Origin of the sequence: Pseudomonas sp. RC4D1, from assembly GCF_018390395.1 — a bacterium.
Lineage (GTDB): Bacteria > Pseudomonadota > Gammaproteobacteria > Pseudomonadales > Pseudomonadaceae > Aquipseudomonas > Aquipseudomonas danubii.
Window position 1 is genome coordinate 407,111 of record NZ_JAHBAW010000002.1, and the last position, 19,080, is coordinate 426,190.

Annotated in this window: 19 protein-coding genes and 1 pseudogene; 6 read left to right on the forward strand and 14 right to left on the reverse strand. The window is 57.3% G+C overall.

Annotation, left to right across the window (positions count from 1 at the left end):
* The first annotated feature begins 120 nt into the window (after positions 1–120).
* The 5 genes from KHO49_RS17665 (at position 121) to KHO49_RS17685 (ending at position 4,789) form a co-directional block, all read left to right on the forward strand.
* Entirely contained in the window at positions 121–564 is a 444-nt protein-coding gene (locus tag KHO49_RS17665) for a TIGR03757 family integrating conjugative element protein (protein WP_213665513.1), read from the forward strand.
* Positions 564–1,511: a TIGR03756 family integrating conjugative element protein gene (locus KHO49_RS17670; RefSeq protein WP_213665976.1), complete on the forward strand. Its 948-nt coding sequence runs from the start codon at positions 564–566 to the stop codon at positions 1,509–1,511. Before KHO49_RS17665 ends, KHO49_RS17670 begins: the two co-directional genes overlap by 1 nt.
* Before the next feature lie 68 nt (positions 1,512–1,579).
* Positions 1,580–2,923, forward strand: coding sequence for an integrating conjugative element protein (locus tag KHO49_RS17675; protein WP_249735671.1), 1,344 nt, complete (start codon positions 1,580–1,582; stop codon positions 2,921–2,923).
* Positions 2,920–3,258 (forward strand): hypothetical protein, encoded by a 339-nt coding sequence (locus KHO49_RS17680; protein ID WP_213665515.1) that lies wholly within the window; start codon positions 2,920–2,922, stop codon positions 3,256–3,258. Before KHO49_RS17675 ends, KHO49_RS17680 begins: the two co-directional genes overlap by 4 nt.
* Positions 3,259–3,271: 13 nt before the next feature.
* Complete coding sequence (locus tag KHO49_RS17685) at positions 3,272–4,789, forward strand: conjugal transfer protein TraG N-terminal domain-containing protein (RefSeq protein WP_213665516.1); 1,518 nt, start codon at positions 3,272–3,274, stop codon at positions 4,787–4,789.
* A 17-nt stretch (positions 4,790–4,806) separates the two neighbouring features.
* Here the strand turns inward: KHO49_RS17685 and KHO49_RS17690 are convergent, their stop codons facing one another.
* The 3 genes from KHO49_RS17690 to KHO49_RS17700 are packed head-to-tail and all read right to left on the reverse strand — an operon-like array spanning position 4,807 to position 5,981.
* Entirely contained in the window at positions 4,807–5,181 is a 375-nt protein-coding gene (locus tag KHO49_RS17690) for a DUF3742 family protein (RefSeq protein WP_213665517.1), read from the reverse strand.
* A gap of 24 nt (positions 5,182–5,205) precedes the next feature.
* On the reverse strand, positions 5,206–5,667 hold the full coding sequence (locus KHO49_RS17695) for a type II toxin-antitoxin system YhaV family toxin (protein ID WP_213665518.1): 462 nt from the start codon (positions 5,665–5,667) through the stop codon (positions 5,206–5,208).
* Positions 5,667–5,981 carry a type II toxin-antitoxin system PrlF family antitoxin gene (locus KHO49_RS17700; RefSeq protein WP_213665519.1) on the reverse strand — a complete coding sequence of 105 codons (315 nt, stop codon included), beginning with the start codon at positions 5,979–5,981 and terminating at the stop codon, positions 5,667–5,669. Before KHO49_RS17700 ends, KHO49_RS17695 begins: the two co-directional genes overlap by 1 nt.
* 362 nt (positions 5,982–6,343) lie before the next feature.
* Between KHO49_RS17700 and KHO49_RS17705 the strand changes: the two are divergent.
* Positions 6,344–6,550: pseudogene (locus KHO49_RS17705) on the forward strand (TetR/AcrR family transcriptional regulator); the annotation flags it as partial.
* A 126-nt stretch (positions 6,551–6,676) separates the two neighbouring features.
* Here the strand turns inward: KHO49_RS17705 and KHO49_RS17710 are convergent.
* From KHO49_RS17710 to KHO49_RS17760, 11 genes are all read right to left on the reverse strand, one after another.
* A complete protein-coding gene (locus KHO49_RS17710) occupies positions 6,677–7,612 on the reverse strand; it encodes a LysR family transcriptional regulator (protein ID WP_213665520.1) in 936 nt (311 codons plus the stop codon).
* 67 nt (positions 7,613–7,679) lie between these two features.
* Complete coding sequence (locus KHO49_RS17715; RefSeq protein ID WP_213665521.1) at positions 7,680–8,405, reverse strand: SDR family NAD(P)-dependent oxidoreductase; 726 nt, start codon at positions 8,403–8,405, stop codon at positions 7,680–7,682.
* Between the two features lie 14 nt (positions 8,406–8,419).
* Positions 8,420–9,343: an NAD-dependent epimerase/dehydratase family protein gene (locus KHO49_RS17720; RefSeq protein ID WP_213665522.1), complete on the reverse strand. Its 924-nt coding sequence runs from the start codon at positions 9,341–9,343 to the stop codon at positions 8,420–8,422.
* A gap of 11 nt (positions 9,344–9,354) precedes the next feature.
* Positions 9,355–10,185 carry a polysaccharide deacetylase family protein gene (locus tag KHO49_RS17725; protein WP_213665523.1) on the reverse strand — a complete coding sequence of 277 codons (831 nt, stop codon included), beginning with the start codon at positions 10,183–10,185 and terminating at the stop codon, positions 9,355–9,357.
* The gene (locus tag KHO49_RS17730; protein ID WP_213665524.1) at positions 10,182–11,606 is read right to left on the reverse strand and encodes an APC family permease; all 1,425 of its coding nucleotides are present in this window, start codon (positions 11,604–11,606) and stop codon (positions 10,182–10,184) included. The genes KHO49_RS17725 and KHO49_RS17730 overlap by 4 nt, the downstream gene beginning before the upstream one ends.
* Positions 11,607–11,623: 17 nt before the next feature.
* Positions 11,624–12,580 (reverse strand): agmatinase, encoded by a 957-nt coding sequence (gene speB / locus KHO49_RS17735; RefSeq protein ID WP_213665525.1) that lies wholly within the window; start codon positions 12,578–12,580, stop codon positions 11,624–11,626.
* 307 nt (positions 12,581–12,887) lie between these two features.
* Positions 12,888–14,300: a purine-cytosine permease family protein gene (locus KHO49_RS17740; RefSeq protein ID WP_213665526.1), complete on the reverse strand. Its 1,413-nt coding sequence runs from the start codon at positions 14,298–14,300 to the stop codon at positions 12,888–12,890.
* Positions 14,301–14,893: 593 nt separating this feature from the next.
* Entirely contained in the window at positions 14,894–15,709 is an 816-nt protein-coding gene (locus KHO49_RS17745; RefSeq protein WP_349628968.1) for an SIR2 family NAD-dependent protein deacylase, read from the reverse strand.
* A 224-nt stretch (positions 15,710–15,933) separates the two neighbouring features.
* A complete protein-coding gene (gene lhpI / locus KHO49_RS17750) occupies positions 15,934–17,661 on the reverse strand; it encodes a cis-3-hydroxy-L-proline dehydratase (protein ID WP_213665527.1) in 1,728 nt (575 codons plus the stop codon).
* A gap of 39 nt (positions 17,662–17,700) precedes the next feature.
* On the reverse strand, positions 17,701–18,426 hold the full coding sequence (locus KHO49_RS17755) for an amino acid ABC transporter ATP-binding protein (RefSeq protein WP_213665528.1): 726 nt from the start codon (positions 18,424–18,426) through the stop codon (positions 17,701–17,703).
* The gene (locus KHO49_RS17760) at positions 18,419–19,078 is read right to left on the reverse strand and encodes an amino acid ABC transporter permease (RefSeq protein WP_213665529.1); all 660 of its coding nucleotides are present in this window, start codon (positions 19,076–19,078) and stop codon (positions 18,419–18,421) included. The genes KHO49_RS17755 and KHO49_RS17760 overlap by 8 nt, the downstream gene beginning before the upstream one ends.
* Between the last annotated feature and the right edge of the window lie 2 nt (positions 19,079–19,080).

A 19,080-nucleotide genomic window follows, 5' to 3' on the forward strand; every position in this document is an offset into this window, starting at 1 on the left:
TAGCGATGGGGTCATCCATAAAGCGGTTTTCACGAGATGCTCATTCTCGGCAGCTGTTATCTCCGATCCCCGATCAAATCCGGTACTCCTTCGAGATGAGCTGCCTACCGGGGATCTCACATGCCGCACTTACGCTTTCCTTGCTCAAATCTATGCGGCCTAAAATTGCTGCGCGTTTGTGCGCTGTGCATCGGACTCTGGATTGCCGAAGCCAACGCTTCGCAGGTACGTGTCTACAGCGACAGCAATATCCAACTTGAGGCACTCGGCGACGTGCAAGTGGTGCAACTCGATCGCGCCCAACAGATCGAGACAAAGCTGGAGGAGAACCTACCGACTGATCCACAACGCGCCGCCGTTATCGTTCGCCACCGGCTAGAGCAAGGCGGTCCTGATTTACAGCATGAAATCGATCGCGCCTATCAGGGCATCACTGATGCCTGGCAACAAGGTATTACCAGCTTGCCCGCTGTCGTTGTCGATCGCCGCTACGTCGTCTACGGCGAGCCGAATGTACAGCGAGCCTTGCAAACCATCGAGGCGTTTCGGAGCAGTGAAAGATGATGCGTCATAGGTCATTTCTCTGCAGACAAAGTCGACGGTTGCTCAGCGCATTATTATTGATCACGTGCCTGCCGGCCGTTGCACTGACCACCGCCACCCTCCTCCCTTCCACCCTATCGCCGGACTGCCTGGACTACCGCGTGGTAGGCGTCTGCTACTGGCTGCAATGCACCCCGTTTGGATGTCGGGTGCGGACGTCAGTGAAGGTCCGTCACTACATTCCGGATGCCGTAGTCTCGGCCTACTCAAACACTGGCCAAAATCCCTGGTTAGAGGTCCGCCCCATGGGCACGCCGAATCCTGCAGCCAAGGCCGGCGGAGACGGCACCACAAACCAGGAACATGAAAACAACCTAGCGAAATTCAAAAACGCCGATGTGATAGGCCACCCCGGTGGCACCGTGTTCAGTCAATTCGCCAGCGCTTCAGGCTATAGCTGTAAAGGTGCCGGTTCGGCCTTTGCTCCATACTTCCTGAGTACGCTTGACGCTCTCGCCTGGCGCAACAACGTGCCTGAGATGGTGTATCCGGAGTCGCTTGCTCCAGGGCAACGCGAGATCGGCCACCGAGGCTCGTTAAACCTCTGGGGCACGGTCTACCCTCGCGGAGGGTTCCTGCACCAGGCCGACGACTACAAGGCCGCTGCAGTGGTCGCCCAGCGCGCCGGCGACATCGTTACACGCCGGGGGCAACCCCACGTCTATCAACCACTGCTAGCCCGTGCCAGCGCCGGTTACTGGCCTGCCGGGACACTGCTCGAGAGCGATGCAAAAACCGGCAAGTGGCAAGCACTGACTCCACGCCTCTCCCCCTCATGCGCCGTTTTCCCCCACACAACCCCCTTGGTACAAGCCAAGCAGGGAGATTACGCGTGGGCGTTATGGCGTCCCTACAGCTGCTGCCGCAAGCGCGGCCAAGTGCTCCTGAGCAGCACGGATCTCAACTGAGGCCAAACACCATGAGTCGTCCCCCAAGATTCCTCCGCATCTGCCGCCCCATTGGGGTTGGCTTGTTGATGCTGGGCCTGGCATCGGCAAGTCTTGCAAAACCCAATGACTACGGCTTGCAACACCACGGCAGCGTGATTGGCGATGACGTGCTCTACAGCATCGGCGGCGGTCGGGCGGTGACGATGACCGGTGCTCCGCGCATGCGCTCGATCGGCGTTGGCGCAGGTTGGAACAGCAACCTGATTTGTGGCGATATGAGCCTGACCACCACGCTGCAAAATCAGTTGAACGGCATGACCAATGGCTTTCAGAACATCATGTCGTCGGTGATCCAGAGCGCGACCAGCGCGGTTGCCTCGCTACCGGCGCTGATCATCCAGCGTGCGGACCCTGGCCTGTACAACCTGCTGACCAATGGCGTGCTGCAAGCCAGGATCGACTTTGACCGTTCGAAAATGACCTGCCGGGCCATGGCGGAGCGTATGGCCGACGCCGCAGGTGGCCAGCTTGGATGGGGGCAATTGGCCGAAGGGATGGCGCTCAAACAGTCACTGGCCAGCAAAGACGCGGTGTCGGCCATTGAGAAGGCCGAGTCCAGCCGGGGCAATCAGGGGGTGCCATGGGTCGGCGGCAACAACTCCGGTGGTTCCGGACAGCCCTCGATCAAGGTCATCAGCGACGTGACCAAGGCCGGCTATAACCTGGTTAATGGCCGCAGCGTCACCGACACCTCGACTATCGATCCGACCTCCTGCGACAACCGACTGGCGTGCCAGACCTGGAGCTCTCCGCAAGCCGCCGCCGACTGGGCCGTGAGGGTGCTGGGTGAACAACAGCAACGCACCTGCGAGAACTGCACCAAGACCCAGACCACTCCAGGCGTTGGCCTGACACCTCTGATCCAAGAAGAGTACGAACACAAGCTTGAAGCCTTGCAGGAGCTGATCACGGGCAGCCGCCCTACGAGTTTCGGCAACCTGGAAGCGGCCAGCAGCGCTTCGCTACCGATCACTCGCGGCGTTATAGAGGCACTGCGCGACGAACCGGATCAGGACATTCTGGCCCGTCGCCTGGCGTCAGAAGTCGCACTGGCCAGCGTGATGGAGAAGGCCCTGCTGCTCCAGCGGACCCTGCTCACCGGTCGCCTGGAACCCAACGTGGCCGCAAACGAGCTGGCACTGGCGGCGGTCACGCAGGAAAGCAACATCCTCGATCGTGAAATCCGCAACCTCAAAACGGAGCTGGAGCTTCGCCGCGAGCTGGCGAACAACTCGCCCATGGCCATTATCCAGCGGCATAGCACTCGCGCAGCCGCCTCGCGGGCGATCTATCAAGGTGATCCGGCCCGTGATCGCCTCAACCAGCTACAGAGCCCACAGAAACGTCCAGGGATGGAGGACTTGAAATGACCGTCGGTTGGCAGCGCCTGATTCGTTCATCGGCGCGCGCCTTGCTCTGGGGCTTGGTGGCGCTGACTTTTGCGGTCTTGGCCAACGTGCTGGGCATCCAAATGTTGGGGAGTATCCCTGCCTGGAAACTCTGGCTCGACCAACAGGCCCCGTGGTTAGTGGCCTGGCGTCTAATCCTTTACATCGGCACTGCCTATGGCTGGTGCTGGATGCGCCGACGACTTCTGGCCCGGGAACACGGAGCAGCGTCCTCTCGCCGACTGATGCGTGCCGAGATCGCCATCGCAGTGACCGTAATTGCACTCGAAGGCAGCCAACTGCTGTCACTTGGATAGGACGGAGGAAGCCATGACACTCCACACCAGTGATTACCTGGAGTACTACCTGACGCTGGTTGGCTGGATTGTGCACAACGGCATCTGGAACGTGCTCGTCGCCAGCGGCGTATTCGCCATCCCCTTCCTCGCCATTGTTGTCCAGGAGTGGCTCAAGGCACGTACCGAAGGCGCCGACGAGGGCAACAAGGGCGTGCTCTCGGCAATGCGCATCGAGAACCGTATCTGGGTGGCCATTGTGGTAATCATGTTCGCCGGGATTCCCATGATCGACATCGATCTGCACACCATCGAGTTCGACCGCGGACGCTCTGAACAATGTCAGGTCAAAGTCCCCAATCCCTCGGAGACGGGGTGGTCGCAGTCGTTTTCAATGATCAACCATCAAAGTGCCAAAGTACCTGTGTGGTGGTTCCTTACCCATGCACTTTCAAGAGCAATTTCCGGCTCCGCCGTGGCCGCTATTCCCTGCGGCACGGACCTGCGCCAGATGCGGATGGAAATCGACAGCACACGAATCGACGATCCGATCCTGGCCCAGGAAATCGCCGACTTCACTCATGATTGCTATGGTCCGGCACGTGCCAAACTCTTTATGAGCCGCCCAGTTCTGACTGAAGAGCAGATGCTCGACGTAACCTGGATCGGCTCGAACGTATTCCTCAACAGCCCCGGTTACTACGACACCTATCGCTCCAGCACGCCCCGTGATGCCTGGGCGTACAACACCAGCAGAGATGCGGGCCTGACGCAGGTACCCAGCGGTGGAGGTTATCCCGTCTGCCAAGACTGGTGGACATCCGGCAGCAATGGGCTGCGCGCCCGCGTGCTTCAGCAAGTTGATCCGGATCTGCATATGCGCTTGGCGTTCTGGGCCGGCTTCATGCCCCGTCAGGATCTCGATGACTCGGTGATCCGAACCCTGGTATCACCCCGACAACAGAAGTTGAACCAGGGCGAGGTATATACCGATTACGGCGGACAAATCGAAAAAACCGTCCCCAACATCATCGCTCGTGGCGCCGGGGATCTGGGCCTGGCCATTGGTTCGTTGGGCGCATTCCCGGCGATGGATGTTGTCCGCCAGGCCGTGCCCATGGTGCTGTCCTTGCTGAAGATGGCGTTGGTGGTGTGCATCCCGTTGATACTGATACTCGGTACCTATGATCTGAAAACCGCCGTCACCATGAGCTGCGTTCAGTTCGGACTGTTCTTCGTGGACTTCTGGTTTCAGTTGGCGCGGTGGATCGACAGCACGATTCTTGATGCGCTCTACGGTTGGGGCTGGGGCTGGAACCGACCAGTGACGAACTTTGACCCGATCATGGGGTTGAACAATGCCTTCGGCGACATGCTGCTCAACTTCGTGATGGGGACGATGTTTATTGTGTTGCCCTCATTCTGGATCGCAGCAATAGGGTGGGCTGGATATCGACTGGGTGGTGTTGTGCATGGACTGTCTGCAGGTAGCAAACAGGCAGAGCAGGCAGGTACGAAAGCGTCTGATATGGCAGGACGAACATTGCGATAGTAACGGAGCACCACCCGCTAATCGGGGAAGCGTGAATCTGTGTGGTCAGTGAATTCGTTGTGGGGATTGATCGGATCGTAGGAAACACAGTCTCTGGGATCTTCCAATCTGTCTGGTGCACCCTTGCTCCAGCGGACTGAGGAGTTTCCAACAACCCAAGCGGCCGCCAGAGCAAACACAACGATGAGCGAAAGCCAGAGAGCGACGTAAAACAAGAGACCAAAAAACGCCAGGCGTAGAAGCCAAATCAGGGTCTTGGTTGCCACAATAGACAGGCCTTTGTCGTTAAGCCAAACAGCAAGCCTAGCATCACGACGAACCAGACCTCGCCATGCCCCGCCGAACCACCGTCCCAATCGCTCGGCCTTGGTGGGATGCTTGATCTTGCTCATCGCCATCACCTCAAACGTTGAACACTATTCCTCAGTGTTGATCCAGTCGGTTTGGCTGGCCGCAATCAAGGCAGCCCAGTCATCTGGTGGATGACCTTTGCCAAGCATCTTCTCGAATACCGCATAGGGGTCGGACCTGCTGCCTGACGAGCGCAGCGTCTGCTCATCGTTGACCCAAGCGAACACGATCACCCTGGCTATGGAGTCATAGCGGAAAAACAGCCTGAAGCGCCGACCTATTTTAGCCCGCCTCCAGTGGCGGTACGCAGGCCCCAATGTGTTGCCTTGTCTGTACTCATCACGCGCTGGATTTCCCGGAACCACCTCGATGATGAGCTGGCTCAACGCTCGGAACAGCTTGACGTTGGCATTGGAAGCAAAGCCCTCGGGGTCACTCCGCTCGGCTCGCTGCGCCGCTGCATGCAGCTTTTGCAACTGCTGCACCACGCACTCATGAAACAGCAGCGTCCATCCGTGGCTTTGCATCAAAGCTCCACATCGCCATCAATTGGCGCATCCAAGTCAGCGTGATGCTCAGCGTTCATCAACAAGGCTCGAGCAAGATCTTCCGGCAATACCTGCACATGCCGGCCGGCCTCGATATCCGCCGTCAGCAGACTCAGAAAGGCCCCAATCGCCGGGTCTTCATGTTCGTCATCAGCCCGCGACACCACGATCTCGCCGTCGCGCAGATCAAACGCAACCTTGCCACCGGTATCGACGCCCAGAAGCTGGCGGACCGATTTCGGCAACGTGATCTGGCCTTTGGAGGTCAGGGTCGCAAGTTCGTGGATGGGCATGGCAGGCTCCTGTGTGGGTTACGCTCAAACAGTAAGGAAGTATTCTTACACCGTCAAGCAAGCCAAATACCGGGGCTCGGGACACGCCATGATTCCTTCGAGGCGAGTCCTGCTACACACCCCCATCAAAGAAAAAGCGCTTGTGACGCTGCTCCTATACCGCCAGGGTAGATGGCAGGCAACCCAGATTCAGCAAAGGGTCAGGCAAAGGGATAAATGGACTGAGTCTCAAGGGAAAGGATTCAAGGGGAAAGGCCCTACCCGGAAAGGAAACGCATCCACGCGCTCCCTTGGCTGCGGCTGCATGGAGAACGGTCTAGTATTGAGACCGACACTCCACGCCCCATACAAGGCCCTGCCCCTTGAGCAAAACAACCGGCATTCGTGCCCAGCAAGCCAGACAGACTCGCGCACGCATTCTCAAGGCAGCCATCAAGGTCTTCACTCGGGACGGCTACTCCGGCGGCCGGATCAAGAGCATCTCCCGTGAAGCAGACTCCAACGACCGCATGCTCTACTACTACTTCAGCAGCAAGGAACACCTGTTCACCTGTGTACTGGAACGGACACCTCCGGCCTGCCCTGAAAGACTTTGCGGCACATGCTAGGGCCTGTGGTTCCCGACCACTGCAACCCAGCCAGGAGGTTCTCGCAGGATCAATGGTTGATGCCGCAACTGCCCCCCCATTTATCGCTCAGGTGCTTGCCGGCATCGGAGGCTCACATACCGATGGCCGATTGCCGCTTATGAGTATGCTGAGGAAGCTGGCTAGACCTATCTGCAAGTCCATTCCTTGCCGAGTAATGCAGTGAAACGCTGAAGTGTAGGCGAGCCGATCCGGAAGAATGGCCCTCAGCCGACCTTCTTCGACCCAGTTTTTTGCATAGTGGGTGGGTAAGTAGCCGATGTATGTCCCTGAGAAAACCAGCAGTGCGATGGCCTCCATCGAGAAGGCGCTGATCATGTTGTTGAAGCGCAGTTCGTAAGGCCGGCGGTTTTCTGCGACGTAGCCGCGATCCACGTAGTCCGAAGCACTGATTTCTTCGATGGATAGTGTTTCATCTGCTCGATCAAAGAACGGATGATCACTGCTGCAGTAGAGGTTCTGCTCCTCGTTGAACAGCGATCTGTAGTCCAGGCCTGAGAGCCGATGGTGAAAGGCTCCGATCGCCAGATGCAGGCGTTCTTCCAGGACTGCTTGCTCCAATTCATCGGGACGCATCACATGCAGTTGCAGGCGAATCCTTGGGTGTTCTTTACGAAAGCGAGCAAGTGCATGCGGCAGGGGGCTCTTCGGCATCGTAGCCAGGCTGTCTACAGTACCCAACTGAAGGTGTTCCTGGCTTCGGCCGTTCATCTCCACTGTTTTTTGTCGAAAGCGTTCGATGTCGGCAAAGAGTTCCTGGGCAGCGCTGTAGGTGGCCAAACCTTCTTCTGTGAGCTGAAAGCCGGACTTGCCTCGCTTGCACAACGAATAGCCCACACGAATCTCTAGGTCGCGGATCACGACACTCAGCCGCGGCAGACTCATGTTCAAACGGGTCTGGGCTGCGGTGAACCCCCCAGCCTCAACAATCGTGCAGAACGTGCGGAGCATCCGCAGATCCACGTCATTCAGATTTCCAAGCATGACCACCTCTAGTCGCGTGGGCTTTCTGAAGCCCTGCTACCGAGATAGCAGGACTGAAGGGCTGGCCTTACCCGTTCATCACGCCGCCACCGTTCACGCCCAGTACCTGGCCTGTCGTGAAACTGGCTTTCTCGGAGGAAAGGAACACCACAGTATGAGCGATCTCGTCTGCAGTCCCGAGGCGCTGGAGTGGATACCGAGCCGCCTCTTCTTTCACGTAAGCCGGCCCAAGTCGCTTGACCATTGGCGTAAGTGTGCCACCCGGTGCCACCGCATTTACCCTCACCGCATGAGGCGCGAGCTCTCTGGCTAGCGATTTGGTGAAAGCGATAATCCCACCTTTGGCGGCGGAGTAGTGACACAGATTGGCGCAGCCCAACTGACCGAGGTCAGAGGCAATGTTAATGATCGAGCCGCTGCCTTGTCGGGTCATGAGTCGAGCTGCTTCCTGGGCAAACATGAAGGTGCCGTACAGATGCACGCGTATCATCAGATCCCATTGCTCGAATGCCATCCGAGTGATCGGCGCTTCGTTCAGGATGCCAGCATTGTTCACCAGCACATCCAGCCGTTCCAATCCGCTGAAGGCATGCCTCACCGTCTCCGGCGATGAAACGTCACCCAGCGCTATACGAGCTGTGACACCTTTGGATTCCAGTTCCTGGACCAGAGATTCAAGCTCATGGCTGAAGCTCAAGTCATTCAGCACTGCCGTGTCGCCAGTTTCGCCCAAAGCGAGGGCAATAGCGCGGCCAATGCCATAGGCGGCGCCTGTCACAAGATAGGTTTTCATAGGGCGGTTCCAGATCAGTAGGGATGATTTTCGAGCCAGCGTGCGTAGGTCACTAAACCATCAGTTAACAGAAACTCTGGGTGATAACCGAGCTGTTCACGTGCTGCGCAGATGTCGAATCGTGCGTTCTCATCGAGGACCTTAATCGTGCCTGGGCCGATGGTAATGTCCGCGGACGGATACAGAGAGCGCACGCGCTCGGCAACCGAGGAGTAGCTCTCTTGCTCGCCGGCGGTGACGTTGAACACACGCTGAGTTAATCGCCCATCCTCTACGGTTGCTGCCAGTAGGCAGGCCGCTGCGACGTCCGAAACGTGCACGTATTGCAGGCTGTAATCGCCACCTGCGGCTTCATCGAGTGGCTTTGCGTCGATGGCTGCACGCAGTAAGTCCTTGAGATAGCACTGCATGAATTGGCCTGGCCCGTAGATCCAGCCCGGGCGCAGTGAAACAACACTGACCTGGTAGAGGTCGGTGTAGACCTGGCCAAGCTTTTCGGTGAACACCTTGGTGCAGCCGTAGGGGGTGGTCGGTTGCAACGACGCCGACTCGTCGATCACCCCGAGTGCTTGGTTATTGCCGTAGGCACACTCAGAGCTCAGGTTCACCACTCGAGGTGTTCCGTTCAGGCGTGCTGCTTCCAGCACGTGAGTAGTGCCCAGCGCGTTGCTCAAAACGGTTTGAAGTGGAATGCGACGCGAATCAACGGGGTGGGAGATTGCTGCCGTGTGGATGACAGCATCAAACTTCTGGGTCTGAAAGGTTTCCAGCAGGCTGGCCAGGTCGATCAGATCGCCTTGTCGATACTGGTAGTCAGCAGCTTCGATAGCACAGATCAGGCTGCGATCATAGCCGGTCACGCGGTGACCTTGCTTTAGAAGCTGGCTCACGACTTCTTGTCCAAGGAATCCATTGGACCCTGTCACGAGAACATTCATGGAGAACCCTCTCAGTAGGGATGAATGGGCAAATCCAGCGCGCCCTTGCGCACCTGTTCGTACACGTCGTCAGGCGTGCACCACCAGGCATCATCATTCTGTTGAATACGTTGAATCAGGCGCTCCAACATCAGGAGTCTTGAGGGTCTGCCAATCAGCTGTGGATGCATGGTTAGAATGAAATGACCTCCATACGCGCGCATGCCTTCCATTTCTGCGGTCCAGAGACTCAAGACCTTGTCAGGCGCCTCGATCACGCCCCCCATGGCAGGCTCCGCGGAGTAGGCAAATTGCTCCCAGTCATCCAGTGCCCAACTGACCGGCAACTCCAGAAGTTGCCCTGGTTCACCGCCTACCAGGTAAGGATGGTCACCCCCCATCAGACTGCTGTCAGATCTGAACCCGAGCTCGATCAGTGAACTGATGACATCCGGCGTGATCTCCCAAACCGGAGCACGATAGTGGTTGACTTCGCGCCCAATGGTCCGTTCCAGCACTGCTTTGCTGTCGCGCAGGATGCGCAGATTCTGTTCCGGTGTTTGTTCGTCGACACGTTCGTGGAAATAGCCATGACAGCCAATGCCATGACCGGCTTCTGCGATTCCGCGAACGACGTTCGGGTCCCTCTCGGCGATCAAGGCCGGGATGTAGAACTGGGCGCGGACGTCGTACTTCGCAAGTAGCTCAAGAATGCGGGGCACACCTACACGACGGCCATAGGCGCCCATCGAGAGTAAAGTCAGTCGGCGGCCGTCCAGGCTGGACGATTCCCACGCAGTTTCAGCATCCAGGTCAAAGCTCAGGGTGACAGCGAAACGCTTTCGATCAGGCCACATAGTCATGGGGAAACAATCCTTTGCGTAGGCGCCTTGCGGCGCAGTCGGTTGTAAGTGAGCACGACTGCACCACTGGCTATGATGACGATGCCGCAGTACCAGACGTGATAGAGATAGGCAGGGTCCGCAGGTTGGGCACCTGCGGTGTAGGCAATGTAGGCCAGAGTTAGTAGCGCCAAGGCAGGCAAGCCAGACATTGCGAAGGCTTTATGAAGCGGCTGTTCGCGCAAGACCGCGAAGATGAAGCAGAGGATCATCGTGCCGTAGGAGATCATCATGGTGATCGACACCACATCGTAGTACCACTGCAAGTCACTCACTGGCTTAGCCCAGATCATCGCCAGTCCACAGACAGTGCCAATCACGGTCAGTCGAGCAGGAACTCGCCTCGGGTTCAGTTTCTCCAGCGCCGCTGGCAACTCGCCTTCGCGACTCATCCGATAGCCTGCACGAACCCCAGCATTCAGCGAGATGTTCAAGCAGTTGCAAGCTGACGTGATGATTATCAGGGACGGTAACCAGAGCAGCCAGGAAGGCAGGTAAAGCTGTGCAATGCTGCCGATTGCTTGTGCGCTGTCTGAGAACATGCCGGCGAGCGTGCTGGTAGGGACTGCCATTTTCCAGCCGACGGCTGCGATCGAGTAGATCACCAGCATTGCAGTCAGGGTCAGTAGGAATGACCGCAGGATGGTTCTTACGGGTGTTCTGGCCTCTTCAATGAAATTGATCGAAGAGTCGAACTGCGCGAGCATCCACATTCCAAACAACATGCCTGGACCAATGGCCGTCCAGAAACTGTCCAGTGACGAGGGCAGGTAGGAGCTCAGCACACCTGCACTGGGTACTTGTGGGTCGATGATGCCTGCCAAGCCCAGCCCCAAGAGCACCGCGAGCTCGAGAGCCAGCAGGCAGATGGCGACTTTGGCAGTAGCCTCAACCCCCCTCAGGTTCAGCACCATGAATACGAGGAGCATCGTGCTGGCCACGACCTGCCCGGTGTGAGTTGAGCCATCAAGGCCGAGGAGGCCTTGTGCGTATTGCGCCCCGACCAGCGCGCACATTGCGGTCACGCTGAAGCACATGATCACGTACGTCCAGCCAAGAATGGTGGCCGCTCCTGGTGTCAGATAACGCTTACTGAACACAAAAACGCCACCGGCCGCAGGAGCCCTGCGGACCAGGTACACAAGGCTGAAGGCAATCACCATCATTGGGAAAAAATACGCAGCGAGAATCGATAGCGGTGCGAGTTCTCCAGACAGGGTGTAAAGCAGGGGCATCGACGATACTCCGACCCACGCTGGGCCATTGAAGGCCAGTGTATTGGCACAGACGTTGAGCGTACTCAGCCGTCCCTTGGAGAGGGTGGTGTTGATCTCTCGAACCTCACCCTTTCGGTCGTAGCCTATGAAGTCACTGAAGCTCATGATGGCTTCTCCTCGACTTAGGCCTGTTCAGCCAGAGCATCGGCGAGGATGCAGAGCAGTTCGAACATCATCGTTGCGCCGACAAGCGCTGTCGCGCCTCCCAGGTCAAACGGGGGCGAAACTTCAACGACATCGGCACCGACCAAGTTCAAACCGCGCAGACCGCGGATCATTTGTTGGGCCTGCAGCGTGGTCATCCCGCCAATTTCTGGTGTGCCAGTTCCAGGAGCGAAGGCCGGATCCAACACATCGACGTCGAAGCTGATGTAGGTCGGGTCGTCGCCAATCACTCGGCGAATCTCTGCTAGGGTGCCTTCCACGCCAAGATCGCAGAACTCCTCCATGTGGATCACTCGGATCCCACACTCTTCGGCAAAGGCTTCATCTTCGGCTGAGTAGATAGAGCCGCGAATGCCGATCTGCACGGTGCGCCGCGGGTCCAGCAGACCTTCTTCAATCGCTCGACGGAAGGGCGTGCCATGGGTGTAGGGGTTGTTGCCGAAGTAGCGATCATTGGTGTCGGAGTGAGCATCGAAATGCACCATACCGATTGGGCGATGCCTGGCGAGAGCGCGGAAGATCGGCAGGGTAACCAGATGGTCGCCGCCTACAGACAAGGGGATGACGCCCGCCTGATGCAGTTTGCTGAAGAATCCTTCGATCTGCTTCAGCGAGTCCAGAAGGTCGATCGGATTGACCGGGGCATCGCCTAGGTCGCCGACGCGGACCAGGTCGTAGGGCGCAATGCGGCTCACATGATGAACCTTGCGCATGAGGCTGGACATGTTCCGTACTTCACGAGGACCGTGGCGTGCACCGGCGCGGTTGGTCGTGCCGCCATCCCAAGGTACACCTACCAAGCCAATACGAACCTGAGACGGGTCTTCGAAGGCGGGTAGCCGCATGAACGTGGGGATGCCTGCGAAGCGTGGCACCAGGGCCGCGTCAATAGGCTGTGGGTTCTTGTTAGCCATGATGGTCTCCATATCGACGCATATTGGTCGACTTTTTATGTTTGTCATTAAGGAGCGAGTTACAGGTGAAACCGTTTGAGTAATAACAGCAGGCAAGGCAATAGCCCGAGAGGATGGGGCAATAAAGTATGCTTTTTTGTTGTTACTCTTTACCCAGGTCAGAGTATGAACAGCTTGCGCTCAAATAAATCGCCAATTACGAAAGCTGGCTTATTCAAAAGTGAAACTGATCCATGGGTGCTTATTTATGTCGCTGATGGACTGAGTGATGTGCCAACAGGCACTAGCGGCCTGCTTTGGCATGCTGTTAGTTGGTGGGGTGTGTTTGGGCAGGCATGAGCGAAGTGTTTCGTTTCGCAAAGATGTAATACACAACGCCGGGAATGATAAGCCCAATGATCCAGGAGATATCTACTCCTCCCATTTTCTCGACAACGGGGCCGGTGTACAGGCTGGTCGAAATAAAGGGCATCTGGATTAAAACGCCGAAGATGTAAGTGCCAATACCCACGCTGTTCCAGCGGCCATACTGTCCGTTGGGGTCGAATAAGGCGTTGAGATTATATTGCTCCTTGTTGATGAAGTAGAAGTCAACAAGGTTAATCGCGCTCCATGGGGTGAAGAAGGCAAGCAGGAACAAAATGAATGATTTGAAGGTTCCGATAAACGAATCCTCTCCGAGCAGTGCAACCGTCGTGGACGCGCCGACGATGCACAACACAAAGAAAATCCTTTGCGCCGCGCTGATTGCCACATCGCCACGCAAACCACTGATGACCGTGGCGGCGCACATGAAGCTGCCGTAGGCGTTGAGTGTCGAGATCGTGAGTTTGCCGAATGCAATGCTGAAGTAGATCAGCGCTGCTGTCAGGCCCGTGCTACCGAGCCCCACAATGACGGATACCTCATGACCGGCGAAGCTGGCTCCGGACAGAGCGGCTGCGAACACTCCAAGTACCATAGAAACTTGCGCGCCAATCACCGAGCCCAGTCCAACAGCCAGGATGGTTTTGAGAGGTGAAGTTTTGCTCGGAAGGTAGCGAGAGTAGTCCGCGACGTATGGGCCATACGCGATTTGCCATGAAGCTGAAAGCGACACAGCGAGCAGGAAGCCACCCCAGTCAAAGTGACGAATTGCCAAGAGCTGGCCGATATCTTTGGTCATCGTCAAGCGGACAAACAGATAGCAAAACGCGATGACACCCACCACGCTCGCTGCGCGACCTGCGATGTGAATGAAGCGGTAGCCCATGATTGTCATGAGCATTGTCAGCCCGGCAAAAATCAGAATACCGACACTGTTGCTTACCCCAGCCAATTGCGCCACGGCCTGGCCGGAGAGAATAGCGCCTGTGGCGTTGAAGCCCAGGTACATAAGGGCGACCAGGACGATAGGAATCGTTGCCCCGTACACGCCAAACTGGACACGACTTGAGATCATCTGGGGCAAGCCGAGCTTCGGCCCTTGAGCGGCATGCAGGGCCATGACGGTGCCACCAAATATCTGGCCGACCAACAGCCCGATCAGTGACCAGAACACGTCACCACCCAGAACTACGGCAAGGGAGCCGGTCAACAGTGCAGTAATTTGCAGGTTGCAGCCGAGCCATAGCGTGAACTGGCTATAGAGGCTGCCATGTCGTTCTGATTCTGGAATATGGTCGATAGAGCGTTTTTCGAGCAAGGCGGGTTGATGCAGTTCAACCGAAGAGCTGGGCATTTGCTATCTCCACGGGACATTTAACTGTCCTCGTAATTATTGTTGGCGTAAGAGATGGGCAGTAGCAAACTTAACGAAAAATACGTTGTACTTGTTTTTTGTGGATACCAGTCAAGACTACCTTCGTAAAAGACAGCTGTATACGCTCAGTTGGTTAAGCCAGCTTTATGGTTCCGTTAACTGAAGGGACAAATCGGAGGAAGACCGGCTACGCCATAGTTGGCCAGCTTTTGTAGTTATCGCAAGGAGCTTGTGGTATTTGAGTTGTCGTGGCCTTCGCTGACTTTGAAAACAGCGACTGGACTACGGCCCGGCTATCCATGTCATATAGACAGCGACTCCACACTTACGGAACTTTATACTTTCTTCGACACTCAGCGACGGACTTGACGATTGAGAGATTGAGCATTAACCCAGCTTGCGCGGTCATCGATGGTGTCCAGAGCACCGCCTGACTCAACAGCAGATCAACAAACTCCACGCGACCCTGGAGATCATCTTCAATAACCTGCCGGAAGACTGATGACCACTGAGAGCACAGGCTTGCGGTGAAGGGCTATAAATCCGCGCGGAGCGGCTCAGTTTGGAAAGCCTCATGCTCGTCTCGTGCCTGGTTTCCTAGATAGATCCATCAAGCTGTGACGTTGTCGCCCCCCCCCGACCGCCAGGAGCAGCTCGGGCAATACCACACCAGCACTTCCTTTCAGCATTATCTCGTCCGCGCCAACCCATCCAACCTCCTCAAGGTTGACATGGATCAACGCAGCCCCGGCTGCGAGCGCCATTTCCGGAATGCCAGCTGCCGGCATGACTACGCCGGAAGTCCCCACTGAAATCAGCACATCACAATCTCTCACGAGCCGTACTGCGGACCGCCAGGCGTCCTCGGGCATATTCTCCTTGAACCAGACCACCCCTGGCCGAAGCCTTTCGTTGCAATGCTCACACCGAGGAGGCTCGATCCACTGTCCTTCCTCAGAAACCCTCAGCTGGTCAGGTGTTAATTCGCCTGGCCGGTGACACGCAAAGCATTTCGCGCCCATCAAGCTACCGTGAACGTGAACCACGTCCAATGAACCTGCCCGCTCATGCAGGTCATCGATATTTTGGGTAATGACGGACACCTCCCAGCCGGCATGTTGAAACCGGGGAATGCACAGGTGGGCCGCGTTTGGCTTTGCCCCGCTGACCTGGTGCCGCCGCCACAAGTACCAGCCCCATACGAGAGCCGGGTTCTCCCGAAAGGCGTCCGCTGTTTCCAGGCGTTGAGGGTCGTGCTTCGCCCATAACCCAGTTAGTTTGTCGCGAAACGTCGGTATTCCGCTCTCAGCCGAGATACCAGCGCCCGAGAAAAAAACGATTGTCTTGGACCTACGTAAAACATCAGCAGCTCTTTGCATTTGGCTCACGAAACACCCCTCGGCTCTGCAGCGACGAATACTGTTGAGTAAACACGGGAAAGACCTATGACCCTAGTTTAGGCACTCGCGGCTGAGCGGAAAATGAAACGCATTGACCCAGGCGAATACGATCATCCTGGCGCAGCACAACCCTCTGGGTCGCTGCGACCCTGCGATCGGGCCTGCGTGACGATGGCCGCATCCCAACGAATACGGCCACGGACTGCATCAACTTACGGACGAATCCAGGCGGGAGCTGCAGCCGGCGCCAGACCGGTACGTGCGGTCTCGGCACAGGTCGCCAGCCCCGCATAGTGAATGCCCAAGCCGGAAATTCCGGGACCGTAATGCGCGTACTTGCCGGAGTTGGTCATCAGTGAGCGGGCGTTGGGCTTGAGCAGCGGTTTTTCGATCATGCACCAGCAAGTGTCGGTCATGAACGCCACGCCGAAGGCTGCCAGGACATCGATCGCACCGGCCGCCTCGGCCTGCTCGAACACCGTCCTGCCGCAGGTAACCATGATCGAGACCTGCGGGTGCTTGCGCTGACCGGCGCACAGTTGTGCCAGGCGCTTGAATTCGTCGAGGGAAAAATGCGGGTTGCCCAGGGAGATGATGTTCACCTGTCGATCATCGGCCGAGTTCAGTTCCTGCCAGCTGCGGTACAGGTCGTCACGGCTGACCCTGATGGTTTCCAGGGGGTGGGCAAGAACCTGTAGCGTCGCCAGGGACAGCGCTTCGGGGGTGACCCCGAAAATGTGGAACATGGGCGCCGCAGAGGTGGTTGCAAAGGCAGCACCAAAGCCTTTCAGATCGTCCGCCGTGACACTGTGCCCATCCAACCCCATCACCAGTGGTATGCGCTGCCCCGCGATCAGGCCGACATGGTAGCCGAGCAGCGGATACAGCGACTCGTCGAAATCCGCCAGCTGCGGCACCTCGATCACCACCGCCGCCTGGCGATTCTTGTCGATATGGCAGCCGCTCAAGGGTGCGCGCCCGGTCAGTGCAATACAGATATCCAGGTAGTCCGGATACTTCATGGTGCGAGCGCCCAATACGCTGTTGGCGTAAACCACGGCATTGGATTCAGCCCAGACAATCTGCTCGCCCAAGGTCGGCGCGGTGTCGAGCAAGTACGGCGCACAGGTGAATGTCGGTCGACAACCCATGTTGACGTAGGCGTCCGCCAACGCACTGGCCGGCTCGCCCAGTTCGGACCTGACGCCCTGGCTGCGCCAGCGTCGCTGGTCCACCGATACCGAGTTGAGGCTGGTGGGCACCACGACTCTGGCGCCCCATTCACACAACTGCTGGGCAAAACGCAGGCTGGCCGGACCGGTGTAGATGCAGCCATCGATATGCGCCTGGGTCACGTCGATGAGTTCACTCGCGCCTTGAATTCTGGCCATTTGCAGGATGATCTGCATGGCCACTTGGCAGGCCTTGCCGGACTGACCGTCGAGCATCGCCCGATCACTGGCCGAGAGCTGCACGGCCCCGACCGCCACCACCGCGGCATCGATGGGCTGCTCATCGCCGCCGCCATCAATCTCCACCAGCGCGCCAGTTATTCGGACCGATCGGGCATTGGCAAACCGCCCAAAGCCCTCCTCTGCGACACTCACTACAGGAATCGACACCTGGAAGATTTCCTGGGCGACCAGGGCCCCCAAGGTGAGAATATCTTCGTCTTCGGCAAACACCAAGGCCGCTGGCGCCTTGCCGTTCAACAACAACTCCATGATCACCGCGCTGCCGGAACACGAACCACGCCCGCTGGGAATCACCAGCACCTTGCCGGCAAGATGCTCACCAGACAGCGGATGGTGCCGATCAATCACCTCACTGGTGTAAGGATCGACACCTCCCCACAGGCTCAATGGAACGCTGGAAAACAGCACCTCTCCCTGGGCAACCCCATGCACCAACGACTTTGCCTGCAGACGTGAACCGCTCATATCATCTCATCCTCAAAAAATAAACCTGGAAACGGCTACTCAATTGAGCGCGCGTTGCAAAAACTGCTGGGTTCGCTCTTGTTGCGGATGATTGATCACCTGCCTGGCCTCTCCTACTTCACAGATGTTGCCATCGTCAAAAAAGGCCACTCGATCAGCCGACTCTCGAGCAAAGGCAATGTCGTGAGTCACCATGACCAACGTCATGCCCGTCTCCTTGAGCTTGCGAATGGTGTCCAGCACCTCGCCCACCAATTCGGGATCGAGCGCCGAGGTGACTTCGTCGAACAGCATGTAACTGGGCTCCATGGCCAATGCCCGGGCGATGGCCAGGCGTTGCTGCTGGCCACCCGACAGATTGCTGGGACGCATATCGGCCCGATTGCCCAAGCCGACATATTCGAGGTGCTTGCGTGCCAGCTCCAGAGCTTCGCGCCTGGGCAGTTTCTTGACCAGACGCGGGGCCAGGGCAACGTTTTCCAACGCGCTCATATGAGGGAATGCGTTGTACTGCTGGAACACGATGCCCAACTTTTGCCGAAGCTGGTTCAGATCAGTCGCGGGATCGTGAACACGGATGTTGTCGACCAGTATCTCGCCGCTCTGAATCGGCTCCAGCCCATTGATGCACTGCAACAAAGTCGACTTCCCCGAGCCACTGCCACCAATCAGGCAAAGTACCTCGCCTTTGGCGATCGTCAGGTTGATGCCCTTGATCACTTCCAACTCGCCATAGCTTTTACGAATATTCTTGATTTCAATCATATTTCAGTACCTTTTCCAGGCTGCGGCTATAACGGGAAATCGGGTAGCAGATAAGGAAGTAGAAAAGACCGGTTCCGGCGAGCACCAGAAGCGCTTCATTGGACCTGTTGATGAGGATTTGCGAAGCACGCAACAGCTCCACATAACCCACCACGCTGACCAGGGCCGTATCCTTGGTGACCCCGATGACCGTACCAATCCAACCCGGCAAAAGGGTTCTGAACGCCAAAGGCCCTGAGATATGAAACAGCTCCTGCCAATACGTCAGGCCCAGGGATCGACTGGCCTTGCGCAACTGCGGTCGAACCGATTGCAAACCGGACCGAACCAGCTCGGATGTCAGCACGCCCATGTAGATACTCAGTACCACCGCACCGACTGCCAGCGGCGGCATGGGATATCCGGCCATGGCAAAGAAGCTGTTCACCAGAATGAACTGAATGATCAGCGGTATGCTTCTGACCACGTCCACCAGTGGCCAGAACAGCGCCTTGGCAAACCGGGAGTTCTCCCTGGCCCAGCCGATCAGAACACCCAACAGTGTGCCGAAGACCACGGTGATCAGGGTCAGCAGCAGGGTGTGGTAGATGCCCGTGAACAGGAACGGAATATCGCTCCACTGCAAACCTGAATAAGGAAGCTGGAATTGCATGG